The organism is Streptomyces sp. NPDC089799, assembly GCF_040684755.1.
Lineage (GTDB): Bacteria > Actinomycetota > Actinomycetes > Streptomycetales > Streptomycetaceae > Streptomyces.
On sequence record NZ_JBFBGR010000005.1, the window covers coordinates 176,642 to 192,430 of the forward strand.

General features: G+C 73.9%; 16 protein-coding genes. 3 read left to right on the plus strand and 13 right to left on the minus strand.

Annotated features, from left to right (window positions below):
* Positions 1 to 34: 34 nt before the first annotated feature.
* Positions 35 to 973 (minus strand): NADP-dependent oxidoreductase, encoded by a 939-nt coding sequence (locus tag AB0O36_RS06815; RefSeq protein ID WP_365105093.1) that lies wholly within the window; start codon positions 971 to 973, stop codon positions 35 to 37.
* A 111-nt stretch (positions 974 to 1,084) separates the two neighbouring features.
* On the minus strand, positions 1,085 to 1,708 hold the full coding sequence (locus AB0O36_RS06820) for a LysE/ArgO family amino acid transporter (protein WP_365105095.1): 624 nt from the start codon (positions 1,706 to 1,708) through the stop codon (positions 1,085 to 1,087).
* A gap of 89 nt (positions 1,709 to 1,797) precedes the next feature.
* On the opposite strand from AB0O36_RS06820, the gene AB0O36_RS06825 reads away from it, so the two are divergent.
* Positions 1,798 to 2,700 (plus strand): LysR family transcriptional regulator ArgP, encoded by a 903-nt coding sequence (locus tag AB0O36_RS06825; protein WP_365105442.1) that lies wholly within the window; start codon positions 1,798 to 1,800, stop codon positions 2,698 to 2,700.
* On the opposite strand, the gene AB0O36_RS06830 is transcribed toward AB0O36_RS06825, so the two are convergent.
* The 7 genes from AB0O36_RS06830 to AB0O36_RS06860 all read right to left on the minus strand — a co-directional run bounded on the left by AB0O36_RS06830 (position 2,689) and on the right by AB0O36_RS06860 (position 8,025).
* Positions 2,689 to 3,015 carry a TcmI family type II polyketide cyclase gene (locus AB0O36_RS06830; RefSeq protein WP_365105098.1) on the minus strand — a complete coding sequence of 109 codons (327 nt, stop codon included), beginning with the start codon at positions 3,013 to 3,015 and terminating at the stop codon, positions 2,689 to 2,691. The genes AB0O36_RS06825 and AB0O36_RS06830 overlap by 12 nt on opposite strands.
* 12 nt (positions 3,016 to 3,027) lie before the next feature.
* Positions 3,028 to 3,474 (minus strand): SRPBCC family protein, encoded by a 447-nt coding sequence (locus tag AB0O36_RS06835; protein ID WP_365105101.1) that lies wholly within the window; start codon positions 3,472 to 3,474, stop codon positions 3,028 to 3,030.
* 2 nt (positions 3,475 to 3,476) lie between these two features.
* A complete protein-coding gene (locus tag AB0O36_RS06840; RefSeq protein ID WP_365105103.1) occupies positions 3,477 to 3,734 on the minus strand; it encodes an acyl carrier protein in 258 nt (85 codons plus the stop codon).
* A 14-nt stretch (positions 3,735 to 3,748) separates the two neighbouring features.
* Positions 3,749 to 5,029 carry a beta-ketoacyl synthase N-terminal-like domain-containing protein gene (locus AB0O36_RS06845; RefSeq protein WP_365105106.1) on the minus strand — a complete coding sequence of 427 codons (1,281 nt, stop codon included), beginning with the start codon at positions 5,027 to 5,029 and terminating at the stop codon, positions 3,749 to 3,751.
* Complete coding sequence (locus AB0O36_RS06850) at positions 5,026 to 6,309, minus strand: beta-ketoacyl-[acyl-carrier-protein] synthase family protein (RefSeq protein WP_365105109.1); 1,284 nt, start codon at positions 6,307 to 6,309, stop codon at positions 5,026 to 5,028. Before AB0O36_RS06850 ends, AB0O36_RS06845 begins: the two co-directional genes overlap by 4 nt.
* Positions 6,306 to 6,758 (minus strand): cupin domain-containing protein, encoded by a 453-nt coding sequence (locus AB0O36_RS06855; RefSeq protein ID WP_365105111.1) that lies wholly within the window; start codon positions 6,756 to 6,758, stop codon positions 6,306 to 6,308. Before AB0O36_RS06855 ends, AB0O36_RS06850 begins: the two co-directional genes overlap by 4 nt.
* Positions 6,759 to 6,906: 148 nt before the next feature.
* Positions 6,907 to 8,025: a SchA/CurD-like domain-containing protein gene (locus AB0O36_RS06860; protein ID WP_365105114.1), complete on the minus strand. Its 1,119-nt coding sequence runs from the start codon at positions 8,023 to 8,025 to the stop codon at positions 6,907 to 6,909.
* A 282-nt stretch (positions 8,026 to 8,307) separates the two neighbouring features.
* On the opposite strand from AB0O36_RS06860, the gene AB0O36_RS06865 reads away from it, so the two are divergent.
* Complete coding sequence (locus AB0O36_RS06865; RefSeq protein WP_365105116.1) at positions 8,308 to 9,966, plus strand: FAD-dependent monooxygenase; 1,659 nt, start codon at positions 8,308 to 8,310, stop codon at positions 9,964 to 9,966.
* Between the two features lie 46 nt (positions 9,967 to 10,012).
* On the opposite strand, the gene AB0O36_RS06870 is transcribed toward AB0O36_RS06865, so the two are convergent.
* Positions 10,013 to 10,261 carry an acyl-CoA carboxylase subunit epsilon gene (locus AB0O36_RS06870; protein WP_365105119.1) on the minus strand — a complete coding sequence of 83 codons (249 nt, stop codon included), beginning with the start codon at positions 10,259 to 10,261 and terminating at the stop codon, positions 10,013 to 10,015.
* Positions 10,262 to 10,708: 447 nt separating this feature from the next.
* On the opposite strand from AB0O36_RS06870, the gene AB0O36_RS06875 reads away from it, so the two are divergent.
* Positions 10,709 to 12,550 carry an ABC transporter ATP-binding protein gene (locus tag AB0O36_RS06875; RefSeq protein ID WP_365105121.1) on the plus strand — a complete coding sequence of 614 codons (1,842 nt, stop codon included), beginning with the start codon at positions 10,709 to 10,711 and terminating at the stop codon, positions 12,548 to 12,550.
* Between the two features lie 68 nt (positions 12,551 to 12,618).
* Here AB0O36_RS06875 and AB0O36_RS06880 read toward each other — a convergent pair whose 3' ends face one another.
* From AB0O36_RS06880 to galT, 3 genes are all read right to left on the minus strand, one after another.
* Positions 12,619 to 13,446, minus strand: coding sequence for a class I SAM-dependent methyltransferase (locus AB0O36_RS06880; protein ID WP_365105124.1), 828 nt, complete (start codon positions 13,444 to 13,446; stop codon positions 12,619 to 12,621).
* Between the two features lie 92 nt (positions 13,447 to 13,538).
* Positions 13,539 to 14,696, minus strand: coding sequence for a galactokinase (galK, locus tag AB0O36_RS06885; protein ID WP_365105127.1), 1,158 nt, complete (start codon positions 14,694 to 14,696; stop codon positions 13,539 to 13,541).
* On the minus strand, positions 14,693 to 15,724 hold the full coding sequence (galT, locus tag AB0O36_RS06890) for a galactose-1-phosphate uridylyltransferase (protein ID WP_365105130.1): 1,032 nt from the start codon (positions 15,722 to 15,724) through the stop codon (positions 14,693 to 14,695). Before galT ends, galK begins: the two co-directional genes overlap by 4 nt.
* Positions 15,725 to 15,789 lie beyond the last annotated feature (65 nt).

Below are 15,789 nucleotides of genomic sequence, written 5' to 3' on the forward strand. Positions count from 1 at the left end.
CGCCACGCCGCTCCGTGCGGGTCCCCGGCAGGGGTCAGTCGAAGGAGATCGTGATCTTGCCTGCGGTGTGGCCGGTCGCGCTGAGGGCGAAGGCGGCCGGGAGTTCCCGCAGGGGGAACGTGGCCGCGACCTGGACGGTCAGGCGGCCCTCGTCGGCCAGGCGGCCCAGTTCGGCGAGGTCGCCGCCGCTGGGGCGGACCCACATCCACTGGCCGCCCGCCCCGAGTACCGCCGGGTCGGCGATGGACGCGTGCCGGCCGCCCTTGCGGAGCACGGCCCGGGTGGCCTCCAGGGTGCCGCCGACGAAGTCCGCGACCACCGTGACCCCTTCGGGGACCAGGTCCCGGACCCGGTCGGCGAGGCCGTCGCCGTACTCGACCGGCTCGGCGCCCAGCGCCCGGACCCGGTCGTGGTTGCGGGCGGAGGCGGTGCCGATGACCCGCGCGCCGAGCGACCGGGCGATCTGGACGCCCATCGAGCCCACGCCGCCGGCCGCGCCGTGCACCAGCACCACGTCGTCGCCGGAGGTGCCCAGCCGGGTCAGCAGCTGGTACGCGGTCAGGCCGGCCAGCGGCAGGCCCGCCGCCTGGTCCCAGTCCAGCGCGGCGGGGCGCAGGGCGAGCGCCCGCACCGGCACGGTGACGTACTCGGCGAAGGTGCCGCCGTGCACCCAGTCCTTGCGGGCGTACGCGATGACCTCGTCGCCGACGGAGAACTCGGGGGTGTCGATGCCGACGGCCTCGACCACGCCCGCCACGTCCCAGCCGGGGACGACCGGGAACATGACCTCCATCAACCCTTCGAGCGCACCGGCCATGATCTTCCAGTCGACCGGATTGACGGCGGCCCGGCGCACCCGGACCAGGAGCTCGCCCGGTCCGTACTTGGGGCACGGCAGCACCGTCTCGGCGAGCACCTCCGGCCCGCCGTAGGTCTCGTACACCATGGCCCGCATTCTGGTGTTCTCGGACATGTGCCGGCCCTTCGCGCGTGCGGCCCGCCCCACAGTCCTCAATGGCACCACGTACGGGGCGTTCGGGCGAGGGGAATCCGCGAGGAATCGGCGAAGGGATCGGCGAAGGGATCAGCTGCCGGCGAGCAGGAGACCTCCCATGGTGAGCATCGTGGCGGCCACCAGGCCGTCCAGGGCCCGCCAGGCCCGGGGGGTGGAGAGCAGGCCGCGCAGCAGCCGGGCGCCGTAGCCGAGGCCGGTGAACCAGGTGAGGCTGGCCAGGGCGGCGCCGGCGCCGAAGGCCCAGCGCAGGTCGCCCCGGTCGGTGGCCAGGGAGCCGACGAGGAGCACGGTGTCGAGGTAGACGTGCGGGTTGAGCCAGGTCATCGCCAGGCAGGTGAGGACCGCGGCGCGGGCGGAGCCGGCGGTGCGGCCGTCCGCGGAGAGGGCGGCGCCGGGGTCGGGGCGCAGCACCCGGCGGGCGGCCAGGATGCCGTAGCCGACGAGGAAGAGGCCGCCGGCGATGCCGACGGCGGTGATCGCGGCCGGCCAGGCGGTGACCACGGCTCCCACGCCGGCCACGCCGAGGGCGATGAGCAGGGCGTCGGAGAGCGCGCAGATGGCGACGACGGCGAGCACGGCGTGCCGCCGTACGCCCTGGCGCAGGACGAAGGCGTTCTGTGCGCCGATGGCGACGATGAGGGAGAGTCCGGTGCCGAATCCGGCGAGGGCCGCTGTGAGGGTTGCGCTGCTCATGGCTCCGACCGTACGGATCGGGCGATCATGCGTACAGCTAAAGATTCTTACGCATCATTAGCGGAACTTTGGCTAGTCTCGTACGCATGATGGACGAGCTGCCCCTGGAACACGTACGGACCCTCCTCGCGGTGGTGGACGAGGGCACCTTCGACGCGGCCGCGGCGGTGCTGCACGTGACGCCCTCGGCGGTCAGCCAGCGCGTGAAGGCCCTGGAGCAGCGCACCGGGCGGGTGCTGCTGATGCGCACCAAGCCGGTGCGGCCCACCGGGTCGGGGCAGGTGGTGGTGCGGTTCGCGCGTCAGCTGGCGCGGCTGGAGCGGGACGCCCGGGCCGAGCTGGGCATCGGTGACGGGCAGGGACCGGCGCGGCTGCCGATCGCGGTGAACGCGGATTCGCTGGCGACCTGGTTCCTGCCGGCCCTGACGCGGGTGCCGCAGGACCCCCCGGTCTGCGTCGAGCTGCACCGGGAGGACGAGAGCCGCACCACGATGCTGCTGCGGGAGGGGCAGGTGATGGCCGCGGTCACCTCCTCCCCGGACCCGGTCGCGGGCTGTTCGGTACGGCGGCTCGGCCTGGCCCGCTACCTGCCGGTGGCCTCGCCCGCCTTCGCGGAGCGGTACCTGGGCGGGCCGCTGGAACGGGACCTGCCGGGGGCGCCGGTGATCGTCTTCGACCGGAGCGACGACCTGCAGGACGCGTTCACCCGCACGCTGACGCACGGGCGCACGGGCGCCGGGCCGGTACGCCACCACGTGCCGGCCTCGGAGGGGTACCGGGACGCGGTGGCCGCCGGGCTCGGCTGGGGACTGGTCCCCGAGCCGCAGGCGCTGCCCCTGCTCGGGTCCGGCGCGCTGGTGGAGCTGGCGCCGGACCGTCCGCTGGACGTCGCCCTCTACTGGCAGCAGTGGAAGCTGGACTCCCCCGCGCTGTCCGCGGTCGCCGGGGCGGTGATCGCGGAGGCGGCGGAGGCGCTGCGGTCAGCGTCCTGAGTGCCAGGTGTAGAACTGGCGGGCCATCGCGTCCTTCGGGCTCCGCCAGGTCTGCGGGTCGTAGGGCCGGACGAAGGCGGAGAGCTGTTCGCTGATGTCCTGGAACAGCGGGTGCCTGGCCGCCTTGGCGACCTCGGGGCCCGGCGGGTGCGGGGTCTCGAACAGGTGCAGGTAGACGTCGCCGAACTGGAAGAGGCTGCGGCGGGTGACCCCGACGATGTGCGGGAGTTCCCCGGCGTCGGACTCGGCGAACACCCGGGCGATGTCGTCCGCCGATTCCGGCTGCATCCGGGCGACGATCAGGGCTTGGTGCATCGGGCGGCCTCCTCAGACTCGCGCTTCGATCTTGTCCCGGATGAGTTCCATCTGGATCTTCGAGTTGTGGTTGATGCGGTGGGTCATCCCCGCGTCGTCGAGGGGGGCGCCGGGCTTCATGGCGAACTCCTGCCGCCAGCGCATCTTGGTGCCGCCGGGCACCGGGGTGTACTCCCAGTGGATGTTCATGAACTCGAACGGTCCGGTCTCCACCCGGCGGGCCTTGACCTGGAGTTCGTCGCGGGAGACGGTGCGCTCGGAGACCCAGCTCCACACCACGCCGTTCTCGTCGGGGTGCATGGCCAGGCGGAAGCGCGTGGTGTCGCCCTCTTCGGCGAGGATCTCGATGGACGCGTACTCGCTGAACAGCTCGGGCCAGCCGGGCAGGTCGTTGGTGACGTCCCAGACCAGGTCCAGGGGTGCGGCGATCTTGATCTCGTTGTCGGTGCGGCCGGGCATGTTCAGGCTCCCGTCACGAGGCAGTCGTTGACCAGGTCCAGGAAGGCCCGGGGGGTCTTGCAGTGCTCCACCTCGATGGGGAGCGGGTGGCCGTGGCGCTTCTCCAGCTCGGCGACGATGCCGAGCAGGCCGAGCGAGTCGAGGCCGTAGTCGGCGAACTCGGCGTCGGGGCGGTCCGCCAGGACGGCGGGCTCGACGCTGACGCCGGCGCTGCGCTTCATCAGCGCGCTGAGTTCCTCGACGGTGAGTCGGTCGGACATGGTGGTTTCTCCTTCTAGCGTGAGGGGCTGACGGGGGTGCGCAGGACGAGGGCCGAGTTGGACCCCATCAGGCCGCGGCTGAGGACCAGGGCGGTCCGGGGCCGGGAGGCCAGCGCGGCGCCGGTGACCAGGTTGAGGTCGTGGCACACGTCGAAGACGTTCGGTGTGGGCGGTACCAGGCCGTGTTCCAGGGCCAGTGCGGCGGCGGCCACGTCGAGCGCGGCGCTGCCGCAGTAGGCGCGGCCGGTACCGGTCTTGGGGGCGGTCACCGGCACGGTGCGGCCGTGGGCGGTGCCGAGGGCGTCGGCGATGGCGAGGGCCTCGGCACGGTCCGCCTCGGGGACGCCGAGGGCATCCGCGAAGACCACGTCGATCTCCTCCGGGGCGCAGCCGGCCTGGCGGAGCGCTCCGGTGATGGCCCGGGCCAGTCCCTCCCGGGACCGTTCCCACTGTCCGGCGCCGGTGAAGGTGGCGGCGTGACCCGCGACTTCGGCGCGGACCGGGGCGCCCCGGGCGGCCGCCCGTTCCAGGTCCTCCACGATGATGACGGCGCCGCCCTCGGCGGGGGCGAAGCCGCAGGCGGCCTCGGTGAAGGGGCGGTAGGCGCGCTCCGGGTCCGGGTGGGTGCTCAGCTCGGGGTAGCCCAGCTGGCAGACCATCGAGTACGGGGCGAGCGGGGCCTCCGCGGAGCCGACCAGCACGGCGGAGGTGCCGCGCCGGATGATGCGGGCGGCCTGGGAGAAGGCGTCGAGTCCGCCGGGCTCGTCGCTGGCCACCACCTGGCAGGGGCCGCGGAAGCCGCCCCGGATGGAGATCTGGCCGCTGGTGGCGGCGTAGAACCAGGCGATGGACTGGTAGGGGCCGACGTACTTGGGTCCCTGCCCCCACAGCTGCTGGAGTTCGCGCTGGCCGAACTCGCCGCCGCCGGAGCCGGCGGCGGTGATCACGCCGATGGAGAAGGAGTCGTCCTCGTAGTCGGCGCGGCCGAGCAGGGCCTGTTCCAGCGCCATGTCGGCGGCGGCCAGCGAGAAGTGGGTGAAGCGGTCGGTCTGCACCAGGTAGCGCTCTTCGACCAGGCCGTGCGGGTCGAAGTCCCTGACCTCTCCGGCCACCCGCAGGGGCAGGTGTTCGCAGCCCTTGCGGGTGATCCGGTCGAGTACGCAGGTACCGGCCTGGGTGGCCTTCCAGAAGGCGCTCTCGCCCACGCCGTTGGGGGCGACGACACCGATGCCGGTGATGACCGCGGTGCGGCCGGGGGTGGTCCCCGTGACGGGGGGCGCCGTTTCCGGGCTCATGCCGTCCTCACCTTCGTCCGGGTTTCGGGGGGCTTCGACATGACGACCGCGGATTGGAACCCGCCGAAGCCGCTGCCCACCGACAGGACGGTGTTCAGCTTCCGCTCGCGGGCGGTGACCGGGACGTAGTCGAGGTCGCACTCCTCGTCGGGGTGCTCGTAGTTGGCGGTCGGCGGGACCACCTGGTGGGTCAGGGCCAGTACGCAGGCCACCAGTTCGATGGCGCCGATGGCACCGAGCGAGTGGCCGACCATGGATTTGATGGAGCTCATCGGGGTCCGGTAGGCGTGCGGGCCCAGGACCCGCTTGACGGCGGCGGTCTCGTGCCGGTCGTTCTGCTTGGTGCCGGAGCCGTGCGCGTTGACGTAGTCCACCTCGGAGGGGGCGAGGCGGGCGTGGTCGAGGGCGGTGGAGATGGCGCGCGCCATCTCGATGCCCTCCTTGGTGAGCCCGGTCATGTGGTGGGCGTTGCCGAAGGTGGCGTAGCCGCCGATCACGCAGTGCACGGTGGCGCCGCGCGCCCGGGCGTGCTCCAGTTCCTCCAGCACCAGGACGGCGCTTCCCTCGCCGAGCACGAAGCCGTCGCGGCGGGCGTCGAACGGCCGGGAGGCGTGCTCGGGGTCGTCGTTGTTCGCCGAGGTCGCCTTGATGGCGTCGAAGCAGGCCACGGTGATGGGTGAGATCGGCGAGTCGGAGGCGCCGGCCACGCACACGTCCATCAGGCCCTCCTCGATGGAGTGGCAGGCGTAGCCGATGGCGTCCAGGCCGGAGGTGCAGCCCGTGGAGACCGTCTGCACCGGGCCGCGGGCGCCGACGTCCTCGGCGACCGTGGCCGCGAGGGTGGCCGGGGTGAACGCCCGGTGCAGGTCGGGGCGGGCGGGGTGGTGGTCCACGTCCCACCAGGCGCCCTTGCCGCTGACCAGGGTGTAGTCGGACTCCAGGCGGGTGGTTCCGCCGACCGCGCTGCCCAGGGAGACACCGGTCCGCCACGGGTCGGACCCGGCGAGGTCCAGCCCGCTGTCGCGGACCGCCTCCCGGGCGGCGACCAGGGCGAACTGGATGTACCGGTCGCAGCGCGCGACCGTGTCGGCGTCCAGGCCGTGCGCGGCGGGATCGAAGTCCACCTCGGCCGCGATCCGGGAGCGGAAACCGGCGGGGTCGAACAGGGTGATGCCGCGCGTCGCCGTACGGCCGTGGGACAGCAGGTCCCAGAAGGCCGGGGCGCCGATCCCGCCGGGGGCGACCACTCCGATGCCGGTGACGGCCACCCGCCGGGTCACGACACTGCCTCGGACGGGGCCGGGGCCGGTGCGTGGGACGGTGCCGCGTGTCCGACTCCCGCCGGGTTGGTCTCGGTGTCGACGTGGCCGAGCTCGGGCCGGGGGGCCAGCGGGCTGAGGTGGAAGACCATGCGGACCTCCTCGGATCCGACGTTGCGGAACCGGTGGCGGACGTTGAGCGGGACGAGCAGGCCCTGGTTCGGGAGCAGCTCGTGGGTGACGCCGTCCAGGTCGACCTCGACGCGGCCGGCCACCAGGAAGACGAACTCCTCGGAGTACGGGTGGTAGTGCTCGGCGATCCACTCGCCGGGCTCCATCAGAGCGAGGCCCATGAAGCCACTGGTCGCGCCGCATGAGGTCGGGGTGAGCAGGGCGCGCAGATCACCGCCCCGCCTGCGGTTGGGCTGAGTCTCGCTGAGGTCCACGATGCGTGGGGCGTGCGTGGTCATGACTGCGTTCCTCCTGGCGGGGGCGGGCTGGGGCGGTGCGTAGGGGACGGGGGTGGGGTCGGGTCGGGTCGGCGGGTACGGGCGCCCCGTACAGGTGCGTCGTACGGGCGCGGCGTACGGGCCGGCGCGTGCGGCCGGCGCGTGCGGGTCAGGCGTCCGGGCCGGAGGACCGGTCGGTGACCAGGCGCATGGCCGAGCGTTCGAGCAGCTGCGCGGGCTGCCGCGCGCCGGCCGGCGGCCGGTACGCCGTGCCGTCGAGCAGCCGGTCGAGCACCGCGGCCTTGCGCGGGCCCCGGATCCCGAGGACGGCGACGGGGTCCTCCCCCAGCGGCCCGCGCACGTCGATCAGGCGTACGACGATGTCGTCGCGCTGGAAGACGGTGGTGCTGACCACCGGTCCGGCGGTGTCGCCGGCCGCGGCCTCGGCCTGGCGGGCGAGGAACTTGGCGAGGAGCGTGCCGCGCCCGGGCCTGGCCCGGTAGTACACGGCGTGCCGCGTCACCTCTCCGGGACGGGACCGGGCGGTGTCGCCGTGCGCGGCCACGTGGTGCACGGCCGGCATGGCCGCCCGGGTGAAGAACACCCGTGCCGATTCCGGGTCGTCGAGGTCGCGTTCGACCTCCAGGTACGGGTTGATGGCCTCCTCCACGGCCCGGACCTCGGGCTGCCGGGCCACGTGCCGCAGGGCCTTGGTGAGGTCGCCCTTGACCTCGACCGTGCGCACGACCCGGTTGCCGTGCATGAAGAGGGTGGTGCGGCACAGCCGGGTGGTGTCGTCGACCTTCGCGGACGGCGGGTCGTACTCGGCGAGCAGCTTGGCGACCGCCTCCTCGCTGCCCGGGCGCACGGTGAAGGTCAGCGCGTGCCGCACCAGGTCGTCGCCGAGCCGCGGGGCCTGCTGGACCGCGCCGCCGGTCACCCTCTCGCCGGTCTCCCGCAGCACGTTGAAGCGCATCGAGGAGGTGGTGCGGATGCAGGCGCTCAGCGGGCGGATCTGGTCGATGTGCGCCTCGCTGTTGACCCAGTCGAGGAACTGCGGGGCGCTCGCCCACTCGCTGGTGATGAGCCATTGGGAGGGATTCTCGAACGACTGGCACAGCTGGTCGTTGAGGTGGCCCGGGGTCGCGGCAACATGGTGGCGGATCTGCTCGTAGGCCTCCAGGAACCGCTTCTGGGCGCCGTCGTGCAGGTCGACCAGCATGACGACGCGGAGCCGGGACCCGTCGAAGGCCGACTGCGAGACGCGATCGGGCAGGGTGATGGTCATCTTGCACGCTCCCTTGTGGTGACAACGGCCGCGTTCCGCGCGGGCCTCGTGTCCTTGCGCTGTCGGGTCGGTGGCAGCGGTGCGGGCGTCGGGCCCGCGGATCCGGCGGCAGGCCGGCCCGTCGTCCGGGCACGGGCACTGCTCCTCCTCTAGACAGATCGTTGCCGCAGCCTCCACAGAACGCGACACATGCAGATCAAGCGGGTGAATGACGGCCAGAGTGGGCCGGTCAGCGGGCATAGAAAGCTGCGTCATCCCCCGCCGGAAGGAGCCGAGCAGGCCATGGAAGAGAAATACGACGTCGAGGTACCGGTACTGGTGGTGGGCGGCTCCCTGGTGGGGCTGTCCGCCTCGCTGTTCCTGAGCCGGCACGGGATCAGGCACCTGCTGGTCGAGAAGCACGCCGGGGTGTCCCCCCACCCGCGCGGCCGCGGCATCAACGCCCGGACGATGGAGCTGTTCCGGGTGGCCGGCGCGGAGCCGCACATCCGCCGGGCGGCAGCGGTGCTGGAGGAGAACAAGGGGCTGATCCAGGCCACCTCGCTGACCGGTGGCGACCACCGGTGGCTGGTGGAGAACACCGACCCGGGCGGCGCGCTGGCCAGGTTCAGCCCCACCCGGTGGTGCCTGTGCAGCCAGAACAACATCGAGCCGGTACTGGCCGAGCTCAGCCGGGCGGCGGGCTCCGACGTGCGCTTCTCCACCGAGCTGATCTCGTTCGACCAGGACCCCGAGGGCATCGACGCCGTGGTCAAGGACCGCGACACCGGAGCCCACGTCCGGGTGCGCGCCCAGTACCTGATCGCCGCCGACGGGCCGCGCAGCCCCGTCCGCGAGCAGCTGGGCATCGCCCAGACCGGCAACGGGGACCTGTTCCACAACGTGAGCGTGACCTTCCGCTCGCGCCGGCTGCCCGAGATCCTCGGCGACCTGCGGTTCATCGTCTGCTACCTGGTCAAGCCGGGTGCGGACGGGGCGCTGCTGCCGGTGGACAACGCCGAGAACTGGGTGTTCCACGCCCCGTGGCACCCCGAGGTCGGCGAGACCATGGAGGACTTCACCGACGAGCGCTGCGTCGACCACATCCGGCGTGCCATCGGGGTCCCCGACCTGGACGTGGAGATCGGCGGGAAGGCGGCGTGGCACGCCGCCGAACGGGTGGCGGACCGCTACTCGGCGGGCCGGGTGTTCCTGGTGGGCGACGCCGTGCACGAGATGTCCCCGACCGGGGCGTTCGGCTCCAACACCGGTATCCAGGACGCCCACAACCTGGCCTGGAAGCTCTCGGCGGTGCTGGCGGGCGAGGCCGGGCCGGGCCTGCTGGACACCTACGGGGAGGAGCGGCGCCCGGTGGCGCTGGCCACCAGCGAACGGGCTTCGGCGCGTTCCGTGGAGCACGACCACCCCGGCTACTCGCCGCTGCCCGGCGCGCCCGGCGTGCCCGGCGGGCCGAGCGCCAAGGCCGGCAAGGACAGCCGGATGCTGCCGACGGCGATGGCGTACTGCTACCCGCGTGGGGCTCTGATCGGCGGCGACCCGGAGCGGGAGATCATCCCGGCCGGAATGCTGCTCGACGGATCGCCGGGCACCCGGGCCCCGCACCTGTGGCTGGAGGGGCCGGACGGCCGGATGTCCTCCCTGGACCTCTACGAGCGCTCGTTCACGCTGCTGAGCTCGCCGGGGACGCCGTGGCGGGCCGCCGCCGAGCGGGTGGCCGGGCGGATGTCCGTACGGCTGGCGGGGCCCACCCTGGGCGAGGGCCCGGACGCGGAGCTCCGGACCCCGGACGGGGCCGACTGGGCGGCCCTGCACGGAGTACGGGCCGACGGGGCCGTGCTGGTGCGGCCGGACGGGTACGTGGCGTGGCGGTCCGAGGGGCCGGTCGCCGACCCGGAGGCCGAACTGTCCTCGGTGCTGGACCGGGTGCTGCGGCGCGGCTGACGCGCGCCGCGGTGTGCGGGCCGGGTCGCCGGGCGTCACGCCGCGGTCAGCGGCAGGCCCAGCACCCGGCCCAGCAGGCAGCGTGAGCGACGCCCGGCCGCCGTACGGAACGGCGGCCGGGCGTCGTGTCGTGGCGCCCGCCGTGCTGCCCCGCCTGCTGCTCGGCGTGCAGCGCCAGGGCGAGGCGGCCGGCCGCGCAGGCGGTCAGCACGGCGGTTATGGCGGCGAGTTCCTCGGGTTCGGCGTGGCCGCGCTCTATCCGCAGCAGGGTGGTGCCCGGAAGGTCGTGTCGCATCGGCTCGGCTCCTCGTACGGAGTGCCGGTCGGGCCCTGCCCGACGGCAAGACAGCCCCCAAGCCCCCCTCCCGCGGCGGTCCGGCGGGCGGGGCCGCGGACGCCGGGTGGCGTAGGACGACGCTACGCGCCGCCCTTCGGCGTGTCGCGCGGGAACTCCCCGTGCGGGCGCGTCCGTTCGTGTCACCGCCGGGACGGCGCACGGGCCGTCGGGCCGGCCGGTACGGGGGACCGCTGGGCCGGGCGGGTGACGGCGGACACGCCGGACGGGTGATACGGGACGAACCGGCCGGGTGAACGTCGGGCGAAGCAGCCGGAGGACGGCGGACGAAGCGGCCGGGTGAACGGGGGGGCGAAGCGGCCGGGGGACGGCGTCCGGGGTGCGCCAGGTGACAAATCCCGCCCGCGGCGGGCGCCCGCCCGGCGGGTTCCTCGCATGCTGGCCCGCATGGACTATGCAGAGGCGGAGAAGGAAGCCGCGCGGAAACTGCCCGCGGCGCAGAACTGGAAGGCGCTGTACCGGCATTTCCGGCCGCACCGCTGGACCGTGGCGCTGGGCGCGCTGTTCTCGCTGATCGGTGCGGCGAGCGGGCTGGCGCAGCCCCTCGCCGCGAAGGCCCTGGTCGACCGGCTGGGCCGCGGGGACTCGGTGGCCGGGCTCCTGGTGCTGCTGACGGCTCTGGTGGTGCTGGCGACGGTCATCGACGCCCTCGGCGCGTACGTGCTGGAGCGGACCGGCGAGTCGGTCGTCCTGGCGGCGCGGCGGAGCCTGGTGGGGCGTCTGATGCGACTGCGGCTGCCGGAGGTGGAGCGCTCGCAGCCCGGTGACCTGATGTCCCGGGTGACTGCGGACACCACGCTGCTGCGTGCCGTGACCACCAAGTCGGTGGTGTCCGCCGCGACCGGCGGGATCACCTTCCTGGCGACGGTGGCCCTGATGGCGGCCATGGACCCGGTGCTGCTCGGGGTCACCCTCGGGGTGATCGTGCTGGTCGGCGGGGCCACCGGCGTGGTGTACCCGAAGATCGCGAAGGCTTCGGAGCGGGCGCAGGAGGCGGTCGGTGAGATCTCGACCGTGCTGGAGCGGGCTTTCGGCGCCTTCCGGACCATCAAGGCGTCCGGTGCCGAGGCCCGGGAGACCGAGCGGGTGGAGGCGGCGGCCGAGGACGCCTGGCGGCACGGCGTGACCTCTGCCAAGTGGCAGGCGGTCGCCGGTCCTTCGATCGGCCTGTCGGTCCAGGTGTCCTTCCTGGCGGTGCTGGGCATCGGCGGGGCCCGGGTCGCCTCGGGGACGATCTCGGTGTCCACGCTGATCGCCTTCCTGCTGTTCCTCTTCTACCTGATCGAGCCGATCTCCAAGCTGGCCGAGGCCGCCTCCCAGTACCAGGTGGGATCGGCGGCGCTGGCCCGGATCACGGAGGCCGAGGAGCTGGAGACGGAGCCGGTCGGCGGCGCGGCAGGGCCGGTGCCGGACGCGGGACCGCGGGTTCCGGCGAGCGTGTCCTTCCGGGACGTGCGCTTCGGGTACGGGCCGGACCTGCCGCCGGTGCACCACGGGGTGAGCTTCGAGGTGCCCGGAGCGGGCATGACCGCCTTCGTCGGCCCGTCCGGCGCGGGCAAGACCACCGTCTTCGGGCTGATCGAGCGGTTCTACGAGGCCACCGGCGGGGCGGTGCTCGTCGACGGCCGGGACGTCCGCGACTGGCCGCTGACCGAACTGCGGGCCACCATCGGCTACGTGGAGCAGGACGCCCCGGTGCTGGCCGGCACGCTGCGGGAGAACCTGCTGATGGGCGCGCCGCACGCCACCGAGGAGGAGATCGCGGACGTGCTGCGGCGGTCCCGGCTGGACGGTCTGGTCGGCCGCCTGCCGGACGGGCTGGACACCCGGGTCGGGCACCGCGGGTCCACGCTGTCGGGTGGCGAGCGCCAGCGGGTGGCGATCGCCCGCGCGCTGCTGCGCAAGCCCAGGCTGCTGCTGCTCGACGAGGCCACCTCGCAGCTCGACGCCGTCAACGAGCTCGCGCTGCGGGACGTGGTGGCGGAGGCGGCCCGGGACACCACCGTGCTGGTGGTGGCGCACCGGCTGTCCACGGTGACCCTGGCCGACCGGATCGTGGTCATGGAGGCCGGGCGGGTCCGGGCCACCGGGACCCACGAGGAGCTGGTGGCGGGCGACCCGCTGTACGGGGAGCTGGCCGCGACCCAGTTCCTGGCCGCGGCCGAGGCCCGTCCCGCACCGGCACCGGCGCCGGCGTCGGCGGCTGCGCCGGCGTCGGTATCGGCGTAACGACGCGCCCCGGGCCCGTTGCCCCTCCCCCGGTGCGGGGGCGGGGCAACGGGCCCGGGACCCGGTGACTAGATCACGCGGGCGGTGAAGACCAGGTACTCCCAGTCCATGGCGCCGTTGTTCATGAAGCGCTCCGCGAGCGCGTCGAGTTCCCGGTCGAGGGACTCGGTCTTGGCCGGGTCGGCAGCGTTGTGGTGGTACACGGCGATGGTGGGCCCGTAGCAGTTCTTGAAGAACTCGCGGAACTCGTGCGGCCGCTCGAAGCGGTCGACCCGGACGGTCCGGGTGCGGGCCTCCACTTCGGTGATCCTGTCGCCGAACAGCTCCCGTACGTGCGCCTCGTCGCCCCACAGCGGCGGCGGCTGCGACCCCGGCGGGGGCGGGGGCGCGAACGGCTTCAGGGCGGCGAACATCTGGCCGATGAACCCCTGGGGGGTCCAGTTGGCCAGGCCGATCCGGCCGCCGGTGCGGCAGACGCGGACCAGTTCGTCGGCGGTGGCCTGGTGGTGCGGGGCGAACATCACGCCCACGCAGGACATAACCGTGTCGAAGTCGCCGTCGGCGTAGGGCAGGGCTTCGGCGTCGCCCTCCTCCCACTCCAGCTCCAGGCCCTGTTCCCGGGCGAGCTGGCGGCCGACGTCCAGCAGTTCGGGGGTGAGGTCGGAGGCGACGACATGGGCTCCGGCCCGCGCCGCGGGGATGGCCGCGTTGCCGGAACCGGCCGCGACGTCGAGCACCCGCTGGCCGCTGGTCACCCCGCAGGCACGGGTCAGCACCTCGCCCAGTTCGGGGATGAGCCGCGACGCCACCGCGGGGTAGTCGCCCAGGGCCCACATCTGCCGGTGCTTGGTCTTCACAGCGCGGTCGGCAGCGGCCGCGTCACTCGCCTCGGTCATGCTTCCGAGCATGCACCGGGGGTCCGGGGGGCGCGCGCCCAGGCCCGCCCGCGGGTGAACCCGGCCGGGCCCGGCACTCCCCTCCCCCTTCGTCAGCCCAGCCGACCCGCTCCCCGGGAGGGGATCGCTTCGAGGACCGACGGGGTGCGGTGGCCTGCCCGGTGGAAGGCGGTGGTGACGGCGTCGGTGACCGTGCGGGCCAGGCGGTCGTGGACGAGGACGATCACGGAGCCGCCGAAGCCGCCGCCGGTCATGCGGGCGCCGAGTGCCCCGGCGGCCAGCGCGGTGTCCACCACGAGGTCGGTCTCCGCGCAGGAGATCCGGTAGTCGTCGCGGAGCGAGGCGTGGCCGGCGGTGAGCAGCGGGCCCAGGCCCTCGGTGTCCTCCGCCTCCAGGTGGGCGACGGTCCGGGTGACGCGTTCGTTCTCGGTGACCACGTGGCGGACCAGCGGGACGAGTGCGGCGGGCAGGCCGGCCAGTGCCGCGTCCAGGTCGGCCGCGGCCAGGTCGCGGAGGGCGGGCAGGCCGAGGAGGGCGGCCGCGCGTTCGCACCCGGCGCGCAGGGCGGCGTACGCGCCGTCGCCGAGGTCGTGCTTGACCCTGGTGTCGACGACCAGGAGGCGCAGGCCGTCCGCGGCGAGGCCGAAGGGGACCAGCCGGTGTTCGAGGGTGCGGCAGTCCAGGTGCAGGGCGGTGGCCTCGGCGCTGCAGAGGGAGGCCATCTGGTCCATGATCCCGCACGGCACCCCGGCGAAGGCGTGCTCGGCCCGCTGGGCGGTCCGGGCCAGTTCGGGGCGGGGCAGGCCCAGCCCGTACAGGTCGTCGTACGCGACCGCGACGGCGCACTCCAGGGCGGCGGAGGAGGACAGTCCGGCGCCGCTCGGGACGGTGGAGTCGATGTGCAGGTCGGCGCCGCCGCCCACGTCGTGACCGGCCTCGGCCAGCGCCCAGACCACCCCGGCCGGGTAGCGGGTCCAGCCGGTGGCGGCGCCGGGGGCGAGGCCGGAGAGGGGGAGCTCGGCGATCCGGCCGTCGCCCTGGGCGCTGTGCAGCCGCAGCAGGCCGTCGGTGCGGCGGCGGGCGGCGACCAGGGTGGTCCGGGGCAGGGCCATCGGCAGGCAGAAGCCGTCGTTGTAGTCGGTGTGTTCGCCGATCAGGTTGACCCGGCCGGGGGCCGACCAGACGCCTTCCGGTGCCGTGCCGTAGAGCTGCCGGAACGCCGCTTCCACGGTGTGGGTCCGGCTGTTCACCGGACCTCCCGCAGCCGCCGGGCGGCGTCCTCGGGGGCCACGTCGTTCATGAACGCCTCCATGCCGGATTCGGTGCCCGCCGGGTACTTGAGCTTGCCGGGGGCCCGCCGCACCGTGAACAGCTCCAGGTGCAGGGCGAGTTCCTCGCCGCCGCGGGACGGCGCCTGGTGCCAGGCGGAGACGTACGGGGTGGGTTCGGGGAGGCCGAAGAGCCGGTCGAAGCGGCCCAGCAGGTCGAGGTAGAGGGCGGGGAACTCGTCCCGTTCGGCCTCGGTGAGCCGGGTCAGGTCGGGCACCCGGCGGTGCGGGTACAGGTGCACCTCGTAGGGCCAGCGGGCGGCGTGGGGCACGAAGGCCGTCCAGTGCTCGCCTGCCAGGACCAGGCGTTCGGCGGCGGCGCGGGCCCGGGCCAGCAGGTCCTCGAAGAGGTTGCGGCCGGTGGCGGTGCGGTGCGCGGCCGCGGCGGCGGTCATCTTGGCGGTGCGCGGGGTGGTGAAGGGGAGGGCGTAGATCTGGCCGTGCGGGTGCGGGAGGGTGACCCCGATCTCGGCGCCGCGGTTCTCGAAGCAGTACACCTGCTCGACGCCGGGGAGGGCGGACAGTTCGGCGGTGCGGTCGGTCCAGGCGTCCAGGACGAGCCGGGCCCGGGCCGGGGTGAGGTCGGCGAATCCGGCGTCGTGCTCGGGCGTGAAGCAGACGACCTCACAGCGGCCCGTATCGCCCGCGAGGGAGGGGAAGCGGTTCTCGAACACCGCGACCTCGTAGTCGGTGGCCGGGATCTCGCCGGTGTGGCCGTCCCGGGCGGGGCAGAGCGGGCACACGTCGGCGGGCGGGAGGTGGGTGCGGGTCTGCCGGTGGGCGGCGATGGTGATCCAGTCGCCGGTCGCCTCGTCCCGGCGGAGCTCGGACCGGCTCTCGACCGGGGTGAGCGGGCGCGGATCGGGCACGTCGCGCACGGCGCCGCTCCCGTCGGCGTCGTAGTAGATCAGCTCACGACCGTCGGCGAGTTCCGTGATGCTCTTCTTCACCCGCCAAGAGTAAGCACGCGCCCCTCGGACCAGAGCCCCTCACGCCCCACGAGCTGCCGTCGGCC

Excerpts from the sequence above, each read along its gene's own strand:
- AB0O36_RS06815 (WP_365105093.1), bottom strand. The coding sequence starts at position 973 with ATGTCCGAGAACACCAGAATGCGGGCCATGGTGTACGAGACCTACGGC.
- AB0O36_RS06820 (WP_365105095.1), bottom strand. The coding sequence starts at position 1,708 with ATGAGCAGCGCAACCCTCACAGCGGCCCTCGCCGGATTCGGCACCGGA.
- AB0O36_RS06825 (WP_365105442.1), top strand. The coding sequence starts at position 1,798 with ATGGACGAGCTGCCCCTGGAACACGTACGGACCCTCCTCGCGGTGGTG.
- AB0O36_RS06830 (WP_365105098.1), bottom strand. The coding sequence starts at position 3,015 with ATGCACCAAGCCCTGATCGTCGCCCGGATGCAGCCGGAATCGGCGGAC.
- AB0O36_RS06835 (WP_365105101.1), bottom strand. The coding sequence starts at position 3,474 with ATGCCCGGCCGCACCGACAACGAGATCAAGATCGCCGCACCCCTGGAC.
- AB0O36_RS06840 (WP_365105103.1), bottom strand. The coding sequence starts at position 3,734 with ATGTCCGACCGACTCACCGTCGAGGAACTCAGCGCGCTGATGAAGCGC.
- AB0O36_RS06845 (WP_365105106.1), bottom strand. The coding sequence starts at position 5,029 with ATGAGCCCGGAAACGGCGCCCCCCGTCACGGGGACCACCCCCGGCCGC.
- AB0O36_RS06855 (WP_365105111.1), bottom strand. The coding sequence starts at position 6,758 with ATGACCACGCACGCCCCACGCATCGTGGACCTCAGCGAGACTCAGCCC.
- AB0O36_RS06860 (WP_365105114.1), bottom strand. The coding sequence starts at position 8,025 with ATGACCATCACCCTGCCCGATCGCGTCTCGCAGTCGGCCTTCGACGGG.
- AB0O36_RS06865 (WP_365105116.1), top strand. The coding sequence starts at position 8,308 with ATGGAAGAGAAATACGACGTCGAGGTACCGGTACTGGTGGTGGGCGGC.
- AB0O36_RS06870 (WP_365105119.1), bottom strand. The coding sequence starts at position 10,261 with ATGCGACACGACCTTCCGGGCACCACCCTGCTGCGGATAGAGCGCGGC.
- AB0O36_RS06875 (WP_365105121.1), top strand. The coding sequence starts at position 10,709 with ATGGACTATGCAGAGGCGGAGAAGGAAGCCGCGCGGAAACTGCCCGCG.
- AB0O36_RS06880 (WP_365105124.1), bottom strand. The coding sequence starts at position 13,446 with ATGACCGAGGCGAGTGACGCGGCCGCTGCCGACCGCGCTGTGAAGACC.